Annotated in this window: 16 protein-coding genes; all 16 read right to left on the bottom strand. The window is 68.9% G+C overall.

The features are described 5' to 3' along the window. Nucleotides 1-6: 6 nt before the first annotated feature. The 16 genes from ABKA17_RS03880 to ABKA17_RS03805 all read right to left on the bottom strand — a co-directional run bounded on the left by ABKA17_RS03880 (nucleotide 7) and on the right by ABKA17_RS03805 (nucleotide 18,122). Nucleotides 7-243 carry an ATP synthase subunit C-like protein gene (locus ABKA17_RS03880; protein WP_015657805.1) on the bottom strand — a complete coding sequence of 79 codons (237 nt, stop codon included), beginning with the start codon at nucleotides 241-243 and terminating at the stop codon, nucleotides 7-9. 73 nt (nucleotides 244-316) lie between these two features. After that, nucleotides 317-1,135 (bottom strand): F0F1 ATP synthase subunit A, encoded by an 819-nt coding sequence (atpB, locus tag ABKA17_RS03875; RefSeq protein WP_502994122.1) that lies wholly within the window; start codon nucleotides 1,133-1,135, stop codon nucleotides 317-319. A 225-nt stretch (nucleotides 1,136-1,360) separates the two neighbouring features. Beyond that, on the bottom strand, nucleotides 1,361-1,798 hold the full coding sequence (locus tag ABKA17_RS03870; RefSeq protein WP_353690378.1) for a Cg1360 family ATP-synthase-associated protein: 438 nt from the start codon (nucleotides 1,796-1,798) through the stop codon (nucleotides 1,361-1,363). A 311-nt stretch (nucleotides 1,799-2,109) separates the two neighbouring features. Then, nucleotides 2,110-3,450, bottom strand: coding sequence for an MraY family glycosyltransferase (locus ABKA17_RS03865; protein WP_353690377.1), 1,341 nt, complete (start codon nucleotides 3,448-3,450; stop codon nucleotides 2,110-2,112). Nucleotides 3,451-3,589: 139 nt separating this feature from the next. Then, nucleotides 3,590-4,831 carry a serine hydroxymethyltransferase gene (gene glyA / locus ABKA17_RS03860; RefSeq protein WP_353690766.1) on the bottom strand — a complete coding sequence of 414 codons (1,242 nt, stop codon included), beginning with the start codon at nucleotides 4,829-4,831 and terminating at the stop codon, nucleotides 3,590-3,592. 212 nt (nucleotides 4,832-5,043) lie between these two features. Next, nucleotides 5,044-5,715 (bottom strand): arsenate reductase/protein-tyrosine-phosphatase family protein, encoded by a 672-nt coding sequence (locus ABKA17_RS03855; protein ID WP_353690376.1) that lies wholly within the window; start codon nucleotides 5,713-5,715, stop codon nucleotides 5,044-5,046. After that, nucleotides 5,712-6,359 carry an L-threonylcarbamoyladenylate synthase gene (locus ABKA17_RS03850; protein WP_353690375.1) on the bottom strand — a complete coding sequence of 216 codons (648 nt, stop codon included), beginning with the start codon at nucleotides 6,357-6,359 and terminating at the stop codon, nucleotides 5,712-5,714. Before ABKA17_RS03850 ends, ABKA17_RS03855 begins: the two co-directional genes overlap by 4 nt. 50 nt (nucleotides 6,360-6,409) lie before the next feature. After that, nucleotides 6,410-7,255 (bottom strand): peptide chain release factor N(5)-glutamine methyltransferase, encoded by an 846-nt coding sequence (gene prmC, locus ABKA17_RS03845; protein ID WP_353690374.1) that lies wholly within the window; start codon nucleotides 7,253-7,255, stop codon nucleotides 6,410-6,412. A 52-nt stretch (nucleotides 7,256-7,307) separates the two neighbouring features. Next, nucleotides 7,308-8,384: a peptide chain release factor 1 gene (gene prfA, locus ABKA17_RS03840; RefSeq protein WP_353690373.1), complete on the bottom strand. Its 1,077-nt coding sequence runs from the start codon at nucleotides 8,382-8,384 to the stop codon at nucleotides 7,308-7,310. 102 nt (nucleotides 8,385-8,486) lie between these two features. Further along, nucleotides 8,487-8,705 (bottom strand): 50S ribosomal protein L31, encoded by a 219-nt coding sequence (rpmE, locus tag ABKA17_RS03835; RefSeq protein ID WP_007384712.1) that lies wholly within the window; start codon nucleotides 8,703-8,705, stop codon nucleotides 8,487-8,489. A 140-nt stretch (nucleotides 8,706-8,845) separates the two neighbouring features. Then, the gene (locus ABKA17_RS03830) at nucleotides 8,846-9,979 is read right to left on the bottom strand and encodes an LCP family protein (protein WP_353690372.1); all 1,134 of its coding nucleotides are present in this window, start codon (nucleotides 9,977-9,979) and stop codon (nucleotides 8,846-8,848) included. A 205-nt stretch (nucleotides 9,980-10,184) separates the two neighbouring features. Next, the gene (locus tag ABKA17_RS03825; RefSeq protein ID WP_353690371.1) at nucleotides 10,185-11,933 is read right to left on the bottom strand and encodes a trypsin-like serine protease; all 1,749 of its coding nucleotides are present in this window, start codon (nucleotides 11,931-11,933) and stop codon (nucleotides 10,185-10,187) included. Between the two features lie 171 nt (nucleotides 11,934-12,104). Further along, complete coding sequence (rho, locus tag ABKA17_RS03820) at nucleotides 12,105-14,144, bottom strand: transcription termination factor Rho (RefSeq protein ID WP_353690370.1); 2,040 nt, start codon at nucleotides 14,142-14,144, stop codon at nucleotides 12,105-12,107. Nucleotides 14,145-14,554: 410 nt separating this feature from the next. Further along, entirely contained in the window at nucleotides 14,555-15,487 is a 933-nt protein-coding gene (gene thrB, locus ABKA17_RS03815) for a homoserine kinase (RefSeq protein WP_353690369.1), read from the bottom strand. Between the two features lie 277 nt (nucleotides 15,488-15,764). Continuing rightward, nucleotides 15,765-16,823, bottom strand: coding sequence for a threonine synthase (gene thrC, locus ABKA17_RS03810; protein ID WP_353690368.1), 1,059 nt, complete (start codon nucleotides 16,821-16,823; stop codon nucleotides 15,765-15,767). A 6-nt stretch (nucleotides 16,824-16,829) separates the two neighbouring features. Continuing rightward, nucleotides 16,830-18,122: a homoserine dehydrogenase gene (locus ABKA17_RS03805; RefSeq protein WP_353690765.1), complete on the bottom strand. Its 1,293-nt coding sequence runs from the start codon at nucleotides 18,120-18,122 to the stop codon at nucleotides 16,830-16,832. Nucleotides 18,123-18,238 lie beyond the last annotated feature (116 nt).

The following is an 18,238-nucleotide window of genomic DNA, read 5'->3' as shown; positions in this document are numbered from 1 at the left end:
CGGTAATTACTTACCGAACACGAACGGCATGACGATGCCGATGAGGGCGAGCGCCTCACAGAAGGCGAAGCCCAGGATCTGGTTGGCGCGGATCAGGCCGGCGGCCTCGGGCTGACGGGCGAGGGCCTGGGTGCCGTTACCGAAGATGATGCCGACGCCGACGCCGGGGCCGATGGCGGCGAGGCCGTAGCCGATGGAGCCGAGCGAACCGGAGACAGCGGCGAGGGTCTCAGTGGCAGCCATGCTGATTCTTCCTTCTCTTTCTTGGACCGGCGGGGGTTGGCCACCGGACGTTCTGGGGCTTGGGGGTAGGGGCTCAGTGGTGCTCGGCGAGAGCGCCCTGAATGTACGAGCAGGCCAGCAGCACGAAGACGTACGCCTGGACGGCCTGCACGAAGAGCTCGAAGAGGATCATGACCATGGTCATGACGAAGGAGACACCGGCCGCCGGGATCATCGCGCCGTTCAGCAGGTACCAGGAGGCGACGGTGAACATGACCAGCATCAGGTGGCCGGCGAACATGTTGGCGAAGAGCCGGACCGCGTGCGTGAAGGGGCGGACGAACAGGTTCGACAGGAACTCGATGATCATCACGAGCGGCAGCACGGCGCCGAGCGACTTGTCGTAGCCCGTCACGTTCTTGAAGAAGCCCACGAAGCCGTGACGCTTGAACGTCAGACCGACCCAGAGGATCCAGACGAGGCCGGCGAGCACCACCGGGAAGGCGAAGACCGAGGCCACCGGGAACTGGGCCAGCGGGATCACGGACCAGATGTTCATGATCCAGATGAAGAAGAAGAGGGACACCATGAGAGGCACCCACTTCTCGCCTTCCTTCTTGCCGAGCGTCTCGTAGACGATGCCGCGGCGCACGAAGTCGTAGCCGGCCTCGCCGACCATCTGGAGCTTGCCCGGGACGACCTTGGCCTTGCCGAACGCGGCATAGAAGAAGGTGATGACGAGCAGCGTGGTGATGAGGGCGAGCAGCATCACCTTGTTGAACTCGAACCCGCCGACCGTGGCGATCGGCTGGAACAGGAACGAGTGCAGGCCCGGAGCCGGGAAGCCACACCCGTTGTCGGACATGATCCGACAACTCCAGTCAAAGGCGAGCTGGGTCTGGTCAGCACTCACCACGGGCTCCTTCGGCGTGACGCATGGGTACGGCTACCTCGTTGTGTCGGCGCGGCGCGCAGCCGCTGGTCGGCACCGGACAGGTGTTACGGATGTGGGGGCGGCTGGGGGGCATCAAGCCTCGCGATTGAGCAGGCGTCAGCTCAGATGCCCGCGCCCGCGATGCCGCAGTTGGCACCGGACGATAGCAGGAGTTCTTCCCACCCTTTATCCCGGCCCTACCCCTCACGACGACGACCCTGACTTCTCCGACTTCCCGCTCTTTTCGGAGTCCGGGTCGACGTAGAAGATCTTGGCCTTCATGTGGGCTCGGGCCTGTGCGCCCATCCACACGACGGTCGCGACGACGAGTGCGGCCGCGAACGCCTTCGGGTTGAAGAGAGAGGTGTCCTGGAAAAGGGCGACGAAGATCAGAAGCAACAGGAGTTGGGCGACATAGAGCATCAGCCCCATGGCCTGGAACAACTGCGGGAGCGTTTTTGCCGTCCATTGCAGGACGTACAGACCGATTCCCATGAAGAGGATGGCCAGTACCGTGCCGACGGCCGCCCCGATGGCCCCCTTGCCGCCCGCGACCACGCCACTGACGGCAACGGTGACCGCGCCGACCGCCGCTGTAGGTACAGCGGTCTGCATGAGGTTCCGGGCGTCATTGGACGGCATGGCGGCAACTCCGCTTTCACAGGGGGGCAGGTGTCGTCATGGACGAGCGTAGTCCCGGATGGAGAGCTTGAGTCTCACGCCAATGGACCGTCGCACTGCGGTCCTTCGACTCTGTCCGGGGTTCTCGTGAACCGTATCACAAACTATTTGATGAGGTCTTTACCTGGAAGGTGTGCTCGGTGTCACACATGAGAGTGACAGTGCGCGTCTGTGCAGAAACGCCGCCCACTTGTCTGGTATTGGGGCGCTTTGCGGCCCCAACCCACTCCCACGACTTGGCAATGCTCTAGTCAGATTCTTACCTTGCCGCGTCAGCGCGACGTTCCGGCTTTCCGCCTGTCCGAGAAGCGCGAACGGACGCCGAGGGCCGTCGCACCGTTGACGCCGGAGACACCGACGGCCACCGGAGTGCGCTCGTCCGCGTCCTCCGACTCGGCGTCCGCGGCGGCCTGTTGCGCGGCCGCTGCGGATTCCGCAACGGCCCTGCGACGGCGGTACCGCGGCGGCACGAAGGCCTGTGCCCAGACGGGGGCTCGCGGCGTGAAGCGCGGCAGCAGGAGCAGGAGCAGGCCGATCGCGGAGAGGAACACCACACTCAGCACGATCCACATGGACGCCGAGTTCACGGAGTAGGCGAGCGCGCCGAACGCGATCAGCGCCGACCAGAAGTACATGATCAGCACCGCGCGGCTGTGCGAGTGCCCGATCTCCAGGAGCCGGTGGTGCAGATGACCGCGGTCGGCGGCGAACGGCGACTGACCGCGCCAGGTGCGCCGCACGATCGCGAGGATCAGGTCGGCGGCCGGGATCGCGATGATCGTGAGCGGCAGCAGCAGCGGGATGTAGACCGGCACCGTCTGGTGCACGGCCGCCTTCTCGGACCCGGCGAACAGCTTCAGCGCGTCCGGGTCGACCTGCCCGGTGATGGAGATCGCGCCGGCCGCCAGCACCAGGCCGATGAGCATCGAGCCGGAGTCGCCCATGAAGATCCGGGCGGGGTGCATGTTGTGCGGCAGGAAGCCCAGGCACATGCCCATCAGGATCGCCGAGAACAGCGTGGCCGGGGCGGCGGCCTCGATGCCGTACGAGACCCAGACGCGGTAGGCGTAGAGGAAGAACGCCGCCGAGGCGATGCACACCATGCCCGCCGCGAGGCCGTCGAGGCCGTCGACGAAGTTCACTGCGTTGATGGTGATGACGACGAGCGCCACCGTCAGCAGGGTGCCCTGCCACTGGGTCAGCGCCACGTTGCCCACGGTGGGGATCGGCAGCCACAGGATCGTCAGACCCTGCATGACCATGACGCCGGCGGCGATCATCTGGCCGCCCAGCTTGATCAGGGCGTCGATCTCGAACTTGTCGTCCAGGACGCCGATCAGCCAGATGAGGGCGGCGCCGGACAGCAGCGCGCGCGGCTCGTTGGACTTGTCGAAGACCTGACTGAGGTTGGTGAGGTGGTCGGCGACCAGCAGTCCCGCGCACAGTCCGAAGAACATGGCGATACCGCCGAGCCGCGGAGTCGGTTCCCGGTGCACGTCACGGGCCCTGATCTCCGGCATCGCTCCTGCCACGATCGCGAACTTCCGTACCGGCCCTGTCAGCAGATACGTCACCGCGGCCGTGATGCAGAGCGTCAGCAGGTATTCACGCACGGGCTTCCCCACAGGTCTCGCTGGCCATCACAGCCCCACACACTAGCGATGGACGCATATGGATGGGGACTTCCGGGTAGCGACGATGGTTGCACGTGTGGCTGTGCACTCAGGTGTACGCAGGGGCGTCTACCCCCGCTCAACCCGGATACGGCGGAAATCCCCCGACCAGCTCCCGCACTTCTTCACGAGCCTTCTGCGTCTCGTTCTCCCCTCGGAGCACCCCCGCGAGCAGTACGGCGATCCGCGCCATCTCCACCTCGCCCATCCCCTGTGTGGTCACGGCCGCCGTGCCCAGCCGCAGGCCACGGGCGTCCGCGTGCGGCAGCGCACAGCAGTCGAGCACCAGGCCCGCCGCCGCGAGCCGCCCCCGCGCCGTGCGTCCGTCGACGCCGAGCGGGGCCGGATCGGCGGTGACCAGATGGGTGTCCGTGCCGCCGGTGGTGACGACCAGCCCCTCGGCGGCCAGGCCCGCGGCGAGAACCCTCGCATTGGCGACCACCTGATGGGCGTACGCCGTGAAGGCCGGGGTTGCCGCCTCGCCGAACGCGACGGCCTTGGCGGCGATGGTGTGCATCTGCGCACCGCCCTGGGTGAACGGGAAGACGGCCCGGTCCACGCGCTCGGCCAGGTCCGCGCCGCACAGGATCATGCCGCCGCGGGGTCCGCGCAGCACCTTGTGTGTGGTGGCGCAGACGACATCGGCGTACGGCACCGGGCTGGGCGCGGCTCCCCCGGCGACGAGCCCGATGGGGTGGGCGGCGTCGGCGATGAGATAAGCCCCGACCTCGTCGGCGACCTCGCGGAAGAAGGCGTAGTCGATGTGCCGGGGGTAGGCGATCGACCCGCACACGATCGCCTTGGGCCGGTGGGTGAGGGCGAGGGCGCGCACCTGGTCGTAGTCGACGAGACCTGTCTCCGCGTCCACGCCGTACGGCACGAAGTCGAACCAGCGGCCGGAGAAGTTGGCGGGCGAGCCGTGGGTGAGGTGACCGCCGTAGGGCAGGCCGAGGGCGAGGACGGTGTCGCCGGGGCGCAGCAGCGCGGCGTACGCGGCGAGTACGGCGGACGAGCCGGAGTGGGCCTGCACGTTGGCGTGCTCGGCGCCGAACAGCGCCTTCGCGCGGTCCACGGCGATCCGCTCGGCGACGTCGACGATCTCGCAGCCGCCGTGGTGCCGGGCACCCGGATACCCCTCGGCGTACTTGTTCGCCAGCGGCGACCCCAGCGCCGCCAGCACGGCCGGCGAGCTGAAGTTCTCGGCGGCGATCAGCTGGAGCGACGTCGACTGCCGAGCGAGCTCCCCGAGCAGGATCTCGGCCAGCTCGGGATCCTGCCGTCGCAGGATGTCGGCGGTCTCGGGGGCATGGGTGACCGACATGGTGGACTCCGGGGCGTCGACGGTGACGTACGTCCAATGTAGGCCCGCCACCGACGGCCTGCTCGGCCATCACGCCCACCCGGCTACTCCCCCAGGCCCCACACCCCCCAAGCCCACCCACCCTCACATCCGAGCATGCACCCCCGTCAACGCCGTCACCACCGAATCCACCGCCTGGTGCAGCCCATCCCGGACGCGGTCCCCGCCCGGACTCACATCCGCGCAGGAACACCCGTCAGAGCCGTCACCACCGGATCCACCGCCTGGTGTATCTCGTCGCCGATCGAGCGGAAGAACGGCAGGGGGGCGCCGTAGGGGTCGTAGACCTCGTCCGCCTCTGCCGTCGGGGCCAGGAGCCACCCGCGTAGAGCCGCCGCGGCACGGACCAGGGCACGGGCTCGGGCGACCACGCCGTCGTCCAGGGGTGGCAGCGTTGTCGGGTCTATGGCTCGGACCAGGCGGGTGAACTCCTTCAGGGTGAAGGTGCGCAGGCCCGCCGAGTGGCCCATGGAGATGACCTGCTGGCGGTGGTCGCGGGTGGCGGTGAGGACGAGGTCAGCCATGATGACGTGCTCGTCGAGGAGTTCGCGGCCGGTGAAGCCGGAGGCGTCCGCGCCGAAGTCGGCCAGGACCGCCTCCGCGTTGGCCTCCATGGGCGCCCCCTCGTGGCCCCAGGTCCCCGCGCTCTCCACGACCAGGCCGCCCCACAGCGGGTCGCCCAGCCGGTCCGCCAGGGCATGCCGGGTCAGCCGCTCGGTGATCGGTGAGCGGCACACGTTGCCGGTGCTGACGTGGAGGATGCGGAAGGTGTCACGCGGAAGCCCTGTGAACGTCCGCGTCTCTTCCGGGTCCCATATGCCACGCCCCGCGTCAGGGGCCGTCAATTCGCCACCTCGAGGTCGGGTACGACCTTCCTCAGCTCGTCCGCGGTGAGGGCGCCCTCACGCAGCAGCAGCGGCACCTCACGCGTGACGTCGACGATCGACGACGGGACGATGCCGGGGGTCGGGCCGCCGTCCAGGTAGACCGAGACGGAGTCGCCGAGCATCTCCTGGGCGGCGTCGCAGTCCTCGGGCGCCGGGTGTCCCGTGAGGTTCGCCGAGGAGACCGCCATGGGGCCGACCTCCGTCAGCAGCTCGATCGCCACCGGGTGCAGCGGCATCCGTACGGCCACCGTGCCCCTCGTGTCGCCCAGGTCCCACTGGAGGGACGGCTGGTGCTTGGCGACGAGGGTCAGCGCGCCGGGCCAGAAGGCGTCGACGAGTTCCCAGGCCAGCTCGGAGAAGTCCGTGACGAGGCCGTGCAGGGTGTTCGGGGAGCCGATGAGGACGGGCGTGGGCATGTTGCGGCCCCGCCCCTTGGCCTCCAGCAGGTCGTGGACGGCCTCCGAGGAGAACGCGTCGGCGCCGATGCCGTACACCGTGTCGGTCGGGAGGACCACGAGCTCGCCACGGCGGACGGCGGACGCGGCTTCGCGCAGACCGGTCGAGCGGTCGGTCGCGTCGTTGGTGTCGTATCGCCGTGCCATTTAGCGGGCCTCCTCGTACACGTACATCTGAAAGAGAGTCTTCGGGCTGCTCACGGCATCGCCTTGCGAGCGGTCGCGAAACGCGGGCGGTTGTTGAGGTCGGGGTGGTCGGCCGCGTCGGCCCAGCCCCGCTCCTCGGTGAAGATCCACGGCACCTGGCCGCCCTGGGTGTCGGCGTGTTCGATGACGACGACGCCGCCGGGGCGCAGGAGCCGGTGTGCGGTCCGTTCCAGGCCGCGGATGAGGTCGAGGCCGTCCTCCCCTGAGAACAGGGCGAGTTCGGGATCGTAGTCCCGCGCCTCGGGAGCGACGTACTCCCACTCGGTCAGCGGGATGTAGGGCGGGTTGGAGATGACCAGGTCGACCTGGCCGTCGAGGTCCGGGAAGGCGTCCAGGGCGTTGCCCTGACGCAGGTCGACCCTGGACCCCTCGACGTTCTTGCGCGTCCACTGGAGGGCGTCCTCGGACAGCTCCACGGCGTGCACCCGGGAGCGCGGGACCTCCTGGGCGAGGGCGAGCGCGATGGCGCCGGAGCCGGTGCACAGGTCGACGATGCACGGCTCCACGACGTCCATGGCGCGTACGGCGTCTATCGCCCACCCGACCACGGACTCGGTCTCCGGACGGGGGACGAAGACGCCCGGGCCGACCTGGAGTTCCAGGTACCGGAAGAAGGCCCGTCCGGTGATGTGCTGGAGCGGCTCGCGCTGCTCACGGCGGGCGATGACCTCCCAGTACCGGGCGTCGAAGTCCGAGTCCTTCACGGAGTGCAGCGCGCCCCGCTTCACGCCGTGCACGAACGCGGCGAGCTCCTCCGCGTCGTTGCGCGGCGAGGGCACGCCGGCGTCGGCCAGCCGCTGGGTGGCCTGGGCCACCTCTGCGAGCAGCAGGTTCACGCAAGTCCTCCGTGTCGTACTCGGTACTGCGTACGTGCCTCTTTCGCGGCCTTTAGGCAGCTGCCAGCTTCGCCGCCGAGTCCGCGTCGACGCAGGCCTGGATCATTGCGTCGAGGTCGCCGTCCAGGACCTGGTCCAGGTTGTACGCCTTGAAGCCGACGCGGTGGTCCGAGATGCGGTTCTCCGGGAAGTTGTACGTACGGATCTTCTCGGAGCGGTCGACGGTGCGGACCTGGCTGCGGCGGGCGTCGGCGGCATTCTTCTCCGCCTCCTCCTGCGCCGCGGCGAGCAGCCTGGAGCGCAGGATACGCAGTGCCTGCTCCTTGTTCTGAAGCTGGCTCTTCTCGTTCTGGCAGGAGGCGACGACTCCGGTGGGAATGTGCGTGATGCGTACGGCGGAGTCGGTCGTGTTGACGGACTGGCCGCCGGGACCGGAGGAGCGGTAGACGTCGATGCGGAGGTCGTTCGGGTTGATCTCGACGTCGACCTCCTCCGCCTCGGGCGTCACGAGGACACCGGCCGCGGAGGTGTGGATACGGCCCTGGGACTCGGTCGCCGGCACACGCTGCACGCGGTGCACGCCGCCCTCGTACTTCAGGCGGGCCCAGACGCCCTGTCCGGGCTCGGTGGCTCCCTGGCCGCCCTTGGTCTTCACGGCGACCTGGACGTCCTTGTAGCCGCCCAGCTCGGACTCGGTGGCGTCGATGATCTCGGTCTTCCAGCCGACCCGCTCGGCGTACCGCAGGTACATGCGCAGGAGGTCGCCGGCGAACAGGGCGGACTCGTCGCCGCCCGCGCCGGCCTTGATCTCGAGGATGACGTCCTTGTCGTCGCTGGGGTCGCGCGGGACGAGGAGGAGGCGGAGCTTCTCGGTGAGCTCCTCGCGGCTCTTCTCCAGGTCCTTGACCTCGGCGGCGAAGTCGGGGTCGTCGGCGGCGAGCTCCTTGGCGGTGCCGATGTCGTCGCCGGTCTGCTTCCAGGAGCGGTACGTGGCGACGATCGGGGTGAGCTCGGCGTAGCGCTTGTTCAGCTTGCGCGCGTTGGCCTGGTCGGAGTGGACCGACGGGTCGGCGAGCTTCTTCTCCAGGTCGGCGTGCTCACCGACGAGTTCCTCGACGGCCTCGAACATCTCTGGCTCCTGTACTGCGGATGAAGGGGGAAGGCGGGCGACCAAAAACGCCGGTCCCGGCGCACTCCGAGGAGTGCGACGCGGACCGGCGCTGGTGGCTCGCTACTTCTTGGCAGCAGCCTTGCCGAAGCGGGCCTCGAAGCGGGCCACGCGGCCACCGGTGTCGAGGATCTTCTGCTTGCCCGTGTAGAACGGGTGGCACTCGGAGCAGACCTCGGCGCGGATGGTGCCGCTGGAGATCGTGCTGCGGGTGGTGAACGACGCGCCACAGGTGCAGCTGACCTGCGTCTCGACGTACTCGGGGTGGATGTCGCGCTTCAAGGTGTCTCCTAGTTTCGGGAGGGCACCGGGTCGCCGTCCGCGGGCTGCGGGGGCGTGAACCGGGGCCGACGTACCAGTCTGCCAGGACTGGCCGCATCCCCCAAAACCGGGGGCCGCGGCGATCTATTCCCGGCGGTCCGCTACGACGTCACGACACCCTTCGCCTGGCCCGTCGCCGTGCCCTCGGTGGCCGACTTCGGGATCGCCTGGTCGTTCTCCAGGGCCTTCCAGACCAGTGCGGCCTTGTCCTTGTCGATGAGGACCCGGTTGCCGTCCTGCGGGTCGTACTGGACCGGCATGGTGACCATGGTCATGTTCTTCGAGCTGATGCCCTTGAGACCGTTCGCGAAGGACATGAGCTTGTTGACCGAGCCGAGGTCGGAGTCGGTGGTGACGGCCTTGGTGGCCGTGTTGGCGAGGTTGAAGAGCTTCTTCGGGCTGTCGAAGAGGTCGACCGTCTTGACCTGGTTGATCAGCGCCTTGATGAACGCCTGCTGGAGCTGGATGCGCCCGAGGTCGGAGCCGTCGCCGACGCCGTGCCGGGTGCGGACGAGGCCGAGGGCCTGCTCGCCGGTGAGCGTGTGCGTGCCGGCCTTCAGGTTCAGGTGGCTCTCGGAGTCCTTGATGCTCTTGGTGGTGGTGACCTGCACGCCGCCGAGCTCGTCGATGAGCTTCTGGAAGCCCGAGAAGTCGACCTCCAGATAGTGGTCCATGCGGATGTCGGTGATCGACTCGACGGTCTTCACCGCGCAGGCGGCGCCGCCCGTGGAGTACGCGGAGTTGAACATCACGCCGCTCGCGGCGTCATGCACGGTGCCGTCGGAGTCGGTGCACTCGGGGCGGTCGACGAGGGTGTCGCGGGGGACGGAGACCACGCTGGCCTTCTTGTGGCCCTCGTAGACGTGCACGATCATCGCCGTGTCGGAGCGGGCGCTGCCGTCGTCGGTGCCGCCGCCCAGCTTCTTGTTGGAGCCGGAGCGGGTGTCGGAGCCGAGGACGAGGATGTTCTCCGAGCCGTTGTCGACCTTCGTGGGCCGGTCGGTGCCGAGGGCCTGGTCGATGTCGACGCTCTTGATGTTGCCGTTGAGCTTGAAGTACAGGTAACCGGCTCCGGTGCCGCCCAGCACGACGATGCCCGCGGCGGTCCAGGCCGTGATCATCAGGCCCTTGCGCTTGCCGCGGGTCTTGCGGCGACGGCCCTTGGCGCGGTGACGCGGGCCCGTGGTGTCGGACTCCTCGGCTATGCCGGGGTCCGGTGTGCTCTCGGCGGTCATCTGCTCCTCGTTCTCGTCCGGTCGGTTACCCCCTGCTTTCAGGGTCAGACGTGGTCGTTACGACCCGAACCTCACCATGGTCGCTCCGTCCGGTCAGACGGGTAAACCGGAGAAAGGGTTGCACAACGCACTGTGCCCACCCGGTGGACGGGTGGGCACAGTGCGTAGTCGTGTCAACGGGGTCGCACCCCGCTCACCTGCTATTTCATCCGAAGATGTCGTACTGCTTGAAATCGGTACCGACGGAGATCCTTGTGGCGAAGATCTCGCTGGTGGCCTTGCCGGTGCCCTTGTACAGGTACAGGGTGCCGCCGGGCGTACGGGCCAGGAAGTCGGCCTTGCCGTCACCGGTCATGTCACCGATGGCGTCGAAGGCGTTGTACGTGGTGTTGCTCCAGGTGCGGACCTTCACACGGGCGGAGAAGGGGCTGGAGGCCTTGCCGGTGCCCTTGTAGAGGTAGAGGGCGCCGGTGCTCTTGTTACGGGCGAGCAGGTCGGCCTTGCCGTCACCGTTGAAGTCGCCCTTGCCGCGCACCATGTTGTAGGCGTTCCAGCCGGTGCCGGTGCCGATCTGCACACGGGACGAGAAGGTGCCGTCGCCCTTGCCCGGGTAGAGCCACGCCTTGCCGGCGGAGTCCACGGAGACCAGGTCGGGCTTGTAGTCGCCGGTCAGGTCGCCCGGGGTGATGATGCGGGTGCGGGTCTTCCAGTTGTCGAAGACCTTCTTCTCGGCCCAGTCCTCGTTGGCCCACGAGTAGTACGACCGGTAGACGTCGCCGGTGGAGCTCTGGCGGAACAGGATGTCCTGGACGCTGTCCCGGTCGAGGTCCGTCTGGACGACGAGGTTGACGCCGCCCCAGTCGCCCAGGGACTGGCGGGCGCCGAACGAGGTGCCCTTGGAGTTCTTCTGGTAGGCCGTCTTCGTGGACGCGTTGCGCACGAAGAGGTCGGCCTTGGCGTCGGTGTAGCTCATGTTGGCGTCGTCGACCTGCGCGTAGGCGGCGCCGAGGTACGTCTTCACCTTCGAGAAGACGCTGTACGCGCCCTTCTCGACACAGTCCACGACACCCCAGGACACGACACCCACGATGCGGCCGTTCACGACGAGCGGGCCGCCGGAGTCGCCGTTGCACGCGGACGTCGTACCGGCGTCGCTGCCGCTGGCGGGCTTGCCCGCGCAGACCATGTGGCCCTTGACGAAGTCCGTGCCGTAGTAGCCGGCGCAGGTGCTGTCCGACTGGATCGGCAGCGTGGCCGTCTTCAGGGTGTTGGAGACGTCCTCGCTGGTGGAGCTGGTGCGGCCCCAGCCGTAGACCTTCGCGCTGGTGCCGGCGGCGTACGACGCGGTGTCCGTGGACGTCGTCATACGGATCGGCGTCGACTTGGTCGGGGTCGCCAGGGTGAGGACGGCGATGTCGTTGTCGATGGTCCGCGAGCTGTACGACGGGTGGGTCCACTGACGGACCACACCGGAGACCGCGCCGGTGGTGTTGCCGGCGTCGTCGGGCAGCGTCGTGGCGCCGGTGACGATCGCGCCGTACTTCGCCCAGTCGTAGCCCTTGGCGCAGTGCGCGGCGGTGAGGATCTTCGTCGGCGAGACGACCGCGCCACCGCAGAAGAACCCGGTGTCGGTGGTGTCGTCGTAGTACCAGAGCTGGGCCATCCACGGCGCCGAGGTGATCGTCGTGGTGGAACCGCCGATGATCTTCGGGTCGACGGTGCCGCCGCTGGTGCTCGAGCTCAGGGACGACTTCGAGGTCGTCTCCCCCGCGACGTCGTCACCGGCGACCGCGCCCGCGACCCGCTTCTCCAGCTCGGCCTGCGACACCGTGCTGATGGCCGGCTTGACCGTCGGCTTCGGAAGCGCGGTCGCGGCATCGGCCGACGTGGTCAGCAGAGCGGCGGCGACGGCGGCCGCGATACCGGCCGCGCCGATGGGCAGGGCGATCCGCATCCGGCGTCTGTGGCGACCGCCCCCGGACATGGCTGTACCCACTCAAGTCCCCCCTCGGGATCAGAAGTTCACAGGTCGAAAAAGTGACCGAAGAGCGCGATCGTACACCGGCAACAAGACGCGAAAAGGGCCACCCCTGTCACAGGAGTGGCCCTTTACTGAAGACTTACGTCAGTCGCCGTTACCGGGGGTAGGCGTCGTCTTCTGGATCTGCATCAGGAACTCGGCGTTCGACTTCGTCTGCTTCATCTTGTCGAGAAGCAGCTCCACCGCCTGCTGCTGGTCGAGGGCGTGCAGCACCCGGCGCAGCTTCCAGACGATGGCGAGCTCGTCGCTGGCCAGCAGGATCTCTTCCTTACGGGTACCGGACGCGTCGACGTCCACCGCCGGGAAGATGCGCTTGTCGGCGAGCTTCCGGTCGAGCTTGAGCTCGGCGTTGCCGGTGCCCTTGAACTCCTCGAAGATGACCTCGTCCATGCGGGACCCGGTGTCCACCAGCGCGGTGGCGAGGATGGTCAGCGAGCCGCCGTCCTCGATGTTGCGGGCCGCACCGAAGAAGCGCTTCGGCGGGTACAGGGCGGTCGAGTCGACACCACCGGACAGGATGCGGCCGGAGGCGGGCGCGGCGAGGTTGTACGCACGGCCCAGACGCGTGATCGAGTCGAGCAGGACGACCACGTCGTGACCCAGCTCCACCAGACGCTTGGCGCGCTCGATGGCGAGCTCGGCGACCGTGGTGTGGTCCTCGGCCGGACGGTCGAAGGTCGAGGAGATGACCTCGCCCTTGACCGACCGCTGCATGTCGGTGACCTCTTCCGGACGCTCGTCGACCAGGACGACCATCAGGTGGCACTCGGGGTTGTTGTGCGTGATCGCGTTGGCGATGGCCTGCATGATCATGGTCTTGCCGGTCTTCGGCGGGGCCACGATCAGACCGCGCTGGCCCTTACCGATCGGCGCGACGAGGTCGATGATGCGGGTGGTGAGGACGCCCGGGTCCGTCTCCAGACGGAGGCGGTCCTGCGGGTACAGCGGCGTCAGCTTGTTGAACTCCGGTCGCCCGCGCCCGGAGTCGGGCGCCATGCCGTTCTGGGAGTCCAGGCGGACCAACGCGTTGAACTTCTCGCGGCGCTCGCCGTCCTTGGGCTGGCGGACCGCACCGGTGACGTGGTCGCCCTTGCGCAGGCCGTTCTTACGGACCTGGGCGAGGGAGACGTACACGTCGTTGGGACCCGGCAGGTAACCCGACGTACGGATGAAGGCGTAGTTGTCGAGGATGTCCAGGATGCCCGCGACGGGGATCAGGACGTCGTCGTCGGCGAGCTGCGGCTCGGGGCCGCCCATCTCGTCGCGCCCACGGCGGCCACGGCGGTCCCGGTAACGGCCGCGACGGCCGCGACGGCCACCGTCGAAGTCGTCGTCGTCCTGCGGACCGGCGTTGCGCTCCTGGCGGCCGCCGCCCTGCTGCTGGCTCTGCTGCTGACCGCGCTGGCCGCCGCCCTGCTGCTCGTCGCCCTTGCCGCGACGGTCGCGGTCCCGGCCGCCACGCTCACGGTCACCGCGGTCGCCCCGGTCACCACGCTCGCCGCGGTCCCGGCGGTCGCGACGGCCCTGACGGCCCTCGGCGTCACCGGCGTCGCCCTGCGCCTGGGCGGGCGTCTCGGCCTTCGGCTCGCTCTTCGCCTCGGCGGCCACCGTCTCGGGGCTGCCGGCCTCGGCCGTGGCACGGCGACGACGGCGCTCCGCCGGGGCGTCCTCTCCCCCACGCTCGGCTTCGCTCGCGCGGGAGGGGCCCCCAGCCGGCTGGCCGGGGATCTCGATCTGCTGCTGGGCCACGGCCTTCTCGGCCTTGGCGGGCGCTTCGGCCTTGGCCTCGGCCTTCGCCTCGGCGGCCTCGCCGGTACGAGCCTTGGAGGTGGCGCGGCGCTTGGGCTTGGTCTCGGCGGCGGCCTCGGCCTTCGCCGGGGCACCACCACCTCCGGCCTGCGCCTCCTTGATGACCTCGATCAGCTGGCTCTTGCGCATACGCGCGGTGCCCCTGATGCCGAGGCCGGATGCGACCTGCTGAAGCTCGGCCAGCACCATGCCGTCGAGGCCGGTACCGCGGCGCCGCCGGGAGCCGGCACCGCTGGCAGGCGCGGAGGCGTCCGTGGCGGGCGCGGCAGCGGTCTCCTCGACACGTGCGCCCATCAGATCGGTGGTGTCGCTCACGAAGGGTCCTTCCCTGGAGCGGACGTCGGCCTGTCTGGCTCGGCGACCGTTTGTGCTGTCCGACGTCGGTCCCATCCTTGTGGACCGAGCCGGGGCGGTGGTCCGCCTGGGCGGCGGAGGAAATTTCTGGTGATGGCGCTTCCCAGAGCGGTGACACCGACTGGCTGTGTCACGTGGCTCGGTCGCACCGGTTCCGGAGCGTGCCCGGCAAGTCGCTCAGTGCTCGCGTACGAGGTACTGCCCGCGTACGTCGTACGAAACACAGTGCGGCTTGGGAGGCTCCCGGAAGAATGTCTGTCCCGGACGGGGACGTGAAGCACCTCGCCATGGTGGGGTCGGGTGCAGACTTGAGGTTAACACTACCGGATCCAACAAACATTCCCCCTCTCCAAAACCGACAACGGCCGGCTTCAGATGTCAGTGGCGGTGGAAGCGAGCGGTAGTACGCACGCCCCCTGTGCATCGAGTTCGAGCCTGTTCGCGGCCCAGCCCGGGCCCGCCAGATGGGCCACCTTGTCCGCGCTGTCCTCGTCGGCCAGCGCCAGAACCGTCGGTCCCGCTCCGGAGATCACGGCCGGAACTCCGTCCGCCCTCAAGCGCTCCACGAGCGCTGCGCTCTCCGGCATGGCCGGAGCCCGGTACTCCTGGTGCAGCCGGTCCTCGGTCGCGGGCAGCAGCAGCTCGGGGCGCCGGGTGAGGGCCTCGACGAGCAGTGCGGCGCGGCCCGCGTTGGCGGCGGCGTCGACGTGCGGCACGGTGCGCGGGAGAAGACCGCGCGCGGTCTCCGTCAGAACCGGCTTACCGGGCACGAAAACCACCGGAACGATGGAATCGCCGGGCTCCAGCCTGATCGCCCGCGCGGCACCGGCCTCCATCCAGGCGATGGTGAAGCCGCCGAGCAGACACGGGGCCACGTTGTCGGGGTGGCCCTCGATCTCGGTCGCGAGCTCCAGGAGCGCGGCGTCGTCGAGCCGGGACTCGCCGCCTATGGTCACGGCACGCGCGGCGACGATGCCGGCCACGATGGCGGCCGAGGAGGAGCCGAGGCCACGGCCGTGCGGGATGCGGTTGGCGCACACGATCTCGAGGCCGCGCGGCTGTCCGCCGAGCAGGTCGAAGGCGGTGCGCAGGGACCGTACGAGCAGGTGCTTCTCGTCGCGCGGGAGGGTCTCGCTGCCCTCACCCGCGATGTCGATGTGCAGCCCGGAGTCGGCCACCCGGACGACGACGTCGTCGTAGAGCCCCAGCGACAGGCCCAGGGCGTCGAAGCCCGGACCGAGGTTGGCGCTGGTGGCGGGGACGCGCACCCGTACGGCGGCGGCGCGGAACGCTGGACCGGCCATCGCTCGATGACTCTCCTTGAGCTGCGTGATTGTCGAATGACATTCGATACGTACGTGGAGACCCTCTGCGCACTGTCGACGGGCCCTGTAAGACCGCTGTCGACGGCGCGGCTCCGCGGCATATGCGGCGGGCGGGTTCGGTACAGCCTATCGAAGGAAGGTTCTGTGGCGACATAGGGCGCACAGGAGGCGCACGATGCGTGTCGTAAGCCCCCTGTGCACCCCCTTTAGGGACGCCCCAGGTGTACTGCGTTTACGCCAAGTTCTTCAGGCGGTTCTACGCCAGACCCAGGCGCTCGGCGGCCGTCGCCGCGTCGACCGGGACGGTGACCGGCTGCGGGGCGCCGGCGACGGCCCAGTCGGGGTCCTTCAGGCCGTTGCCGGTGACGGTGCAGACGATGCGCTGCCCCGGGTCGACCAGGCCCTGCTCGGCGGCCTTCAGCAGACCGGCCACCGACGCGGCGGAGGCGGGCTCGACGAAGACGCCCTCCTGCGAGGCCAACAGCCGGTAGGCGCGCAGGATCTCACGGTCCGTCACCTCGTCGATGAGGCCGCCGGACTCGTCCCGCGCCGCGAGCGCGTAGTTCCAGGACGCCGGGTTGCCGATGCGGATGGCGGTGGCGATCGTCGACGGGTCCTTGACGACCTCGCCGCGCACGATCGGGGCACTGCCGGACGCCTGGAAGCCCCACATACGGGGGGTCCTGGCGGCGATGCCGTCGGCGGCGTACTCCTTGTAGCCCTTCCAGTACGCGGTGATGTTGCCCGCGTTGCCGACCGGGAGGACGTGGATGTCGGGAGCGTCGCCGAGCATGTCGACAATCTCGAACGCGGCGGTCTTCTGGCCCTCGATACGCACCGGGTTGACCGAGTTGACCAGCGCCACGGGGTAATTGTCGCTCAGGGCGCGGGCGAGGGTGAGGCAGTCGTCGAAGTTGCCGTCGACCTGGAGGATCTTCGCGCCGTGGATGAGCGCCTGACCCATCTTGCCGAGCGCGATCTTGCCCTGCGGCACGAGCACGGCGGAGACCATGCCGGCGCGCACGGCGTACGCGGCCGCGGAGGCGGAGGTGTTGCCGGTGGAGGCGCAGATGACCGCCTTCGCGCCCTCCTCCTTGGCCCGGGTGATGGCCATGGTCATACCGCGGTCCTTGAAGGACCCCGTCGGGTTCGCGCCCTCCACCTTGAGGTGGACCTCGCAGCCCGTGCGCTCGGAGAGCACCTGCGCGGGCACGAGGGGCGTGCCGCCCTCGCGGAGCGTCACGACCGGCGTGGTGTCGGATACCGGCAGCCGGTCCCGGTACTCCTCGATGATTCCGCGCCACTGGTGGGTCATTGCTGGTTACTCTCCTTCAACCCGCATGATGCTGGCGACACCGCGCACGGTGTCGAGCTTGCGCAGCGCCTCGACGGTCCCGGAGAGGGAGGCGTCGGAGGCCCGGTGGGTGACGACGACGAGGGAGGCCTCGCCGTCCTTACCCTGCTGGCGAACCGTATCGATGGAAACCCCGTGCTCGGCGAACACGGTCGCGACCTGGGCGAGAACACCCGGTTTGTCCGCGACATCGAGACTGATGTGATACCGCGTGACAACCTCACCCATGCCCGACACGGGCAGGGCGGCGTACGCGGACTCGCCGGGACCGGTCGCACCGTTGAGCCGGTTCCGACAGACGGCGACGAGGTCGCCGAGCACGGCCGAGGCGGTGGGGGCACCACCGGCGCCGGGGCCGTAGAACATGAGCTGGCCGGCGGCGTCGGACTCGACGAAGACGGCGTTGTAGGCGCCGCGCACGGAGGCCAGCGGGTGGCTGAGCGGGATCATCGCGGGGTGCACGCGCGCGGTGACGGACCCGCCGTCCTCGGCGCGCTCGCAGATGGCGAGCAGCTTGATGGTGCAGCCCATGTTCTTCGCGGAGGCGAAGTCGGCGGCGGTGACCTCGGTCATGCCCTCGCGGTAGACGTCGTCGAGACGCACGCGCGTGTGGAAGGCGATACCGGCGAGGATGGCGGCCTTGGCGGCGGCGTCGAACCCCTCGACGTCGGCGGTCGGGTCGGCTTCCGCGTATCCCAGGGCGGTGGCCTCGTCGAGGGCCTCCTGATACCCCGCCCCCGTGCTGTCCATCTTGTCGAGGATGAAGTTGGTCGTCCCGTTGACGATGCCCAGCACCCGGTTGACCTTGTCACCGGCGAGGGACTCGCGCAGCGGGCGGATCAGCGGGATGGCACCGGCGACGGCGGCCTCGTAGTAGAGGTCCGCGTCGTGCTCCTCCGCGGCGGCGTGCAGGGCGGCGCCGTCCTGGGCGAGGAGCGCCTTGTTGGCGGAGACCACGGAGGCGCCGTGCTCGAAGGCGGTGGTGATGAGCGAGCGGGCGGGCTCGATGCCGCCGATGACCTCGACGACGACGTCGATGTCCCCGCGTTTGACCAGCGCGGTGGCGTCGGTGGTGACGAGCTCGGCGGGGATGCCCTCACGCACCTTGGAGGGCCGCCGTACCGCGACCCCCGCGAGCTCGACGGGGGCGCCGATCCTGGCGGCGAGGTCGTCGGCGTGCGTCGTCATGATGCGCGCCACCTCTGAGCCGACAACCCCACAGCCCAGCAGCGCCACCTTCAGCGGACGCGTACGCATCATCCGACCTCGTTTCCTCATACCGTCTACGGTTGGACCAGTCTCACTCACCGGACGGGAGTTTCTACCCTTCGTCCGGATCGTGAGACATCTATTTCATTTGTACGGGGCCGGAAGAC

The organism is Streptomyces sp. RG80 (genome assembly GCF_040446465.1).
Classification (GTDB): domain Bacteria; phylum Actinomycetota; class Actinomycetes; order Streptomycetales; family Streptomycetaceae; genus Streptomyces.
The sequence above is the reverse complement of the archived record's forward strand: the minus strand, read 5'-3'. Positions and strand labels throughout refer to the sequence as shown.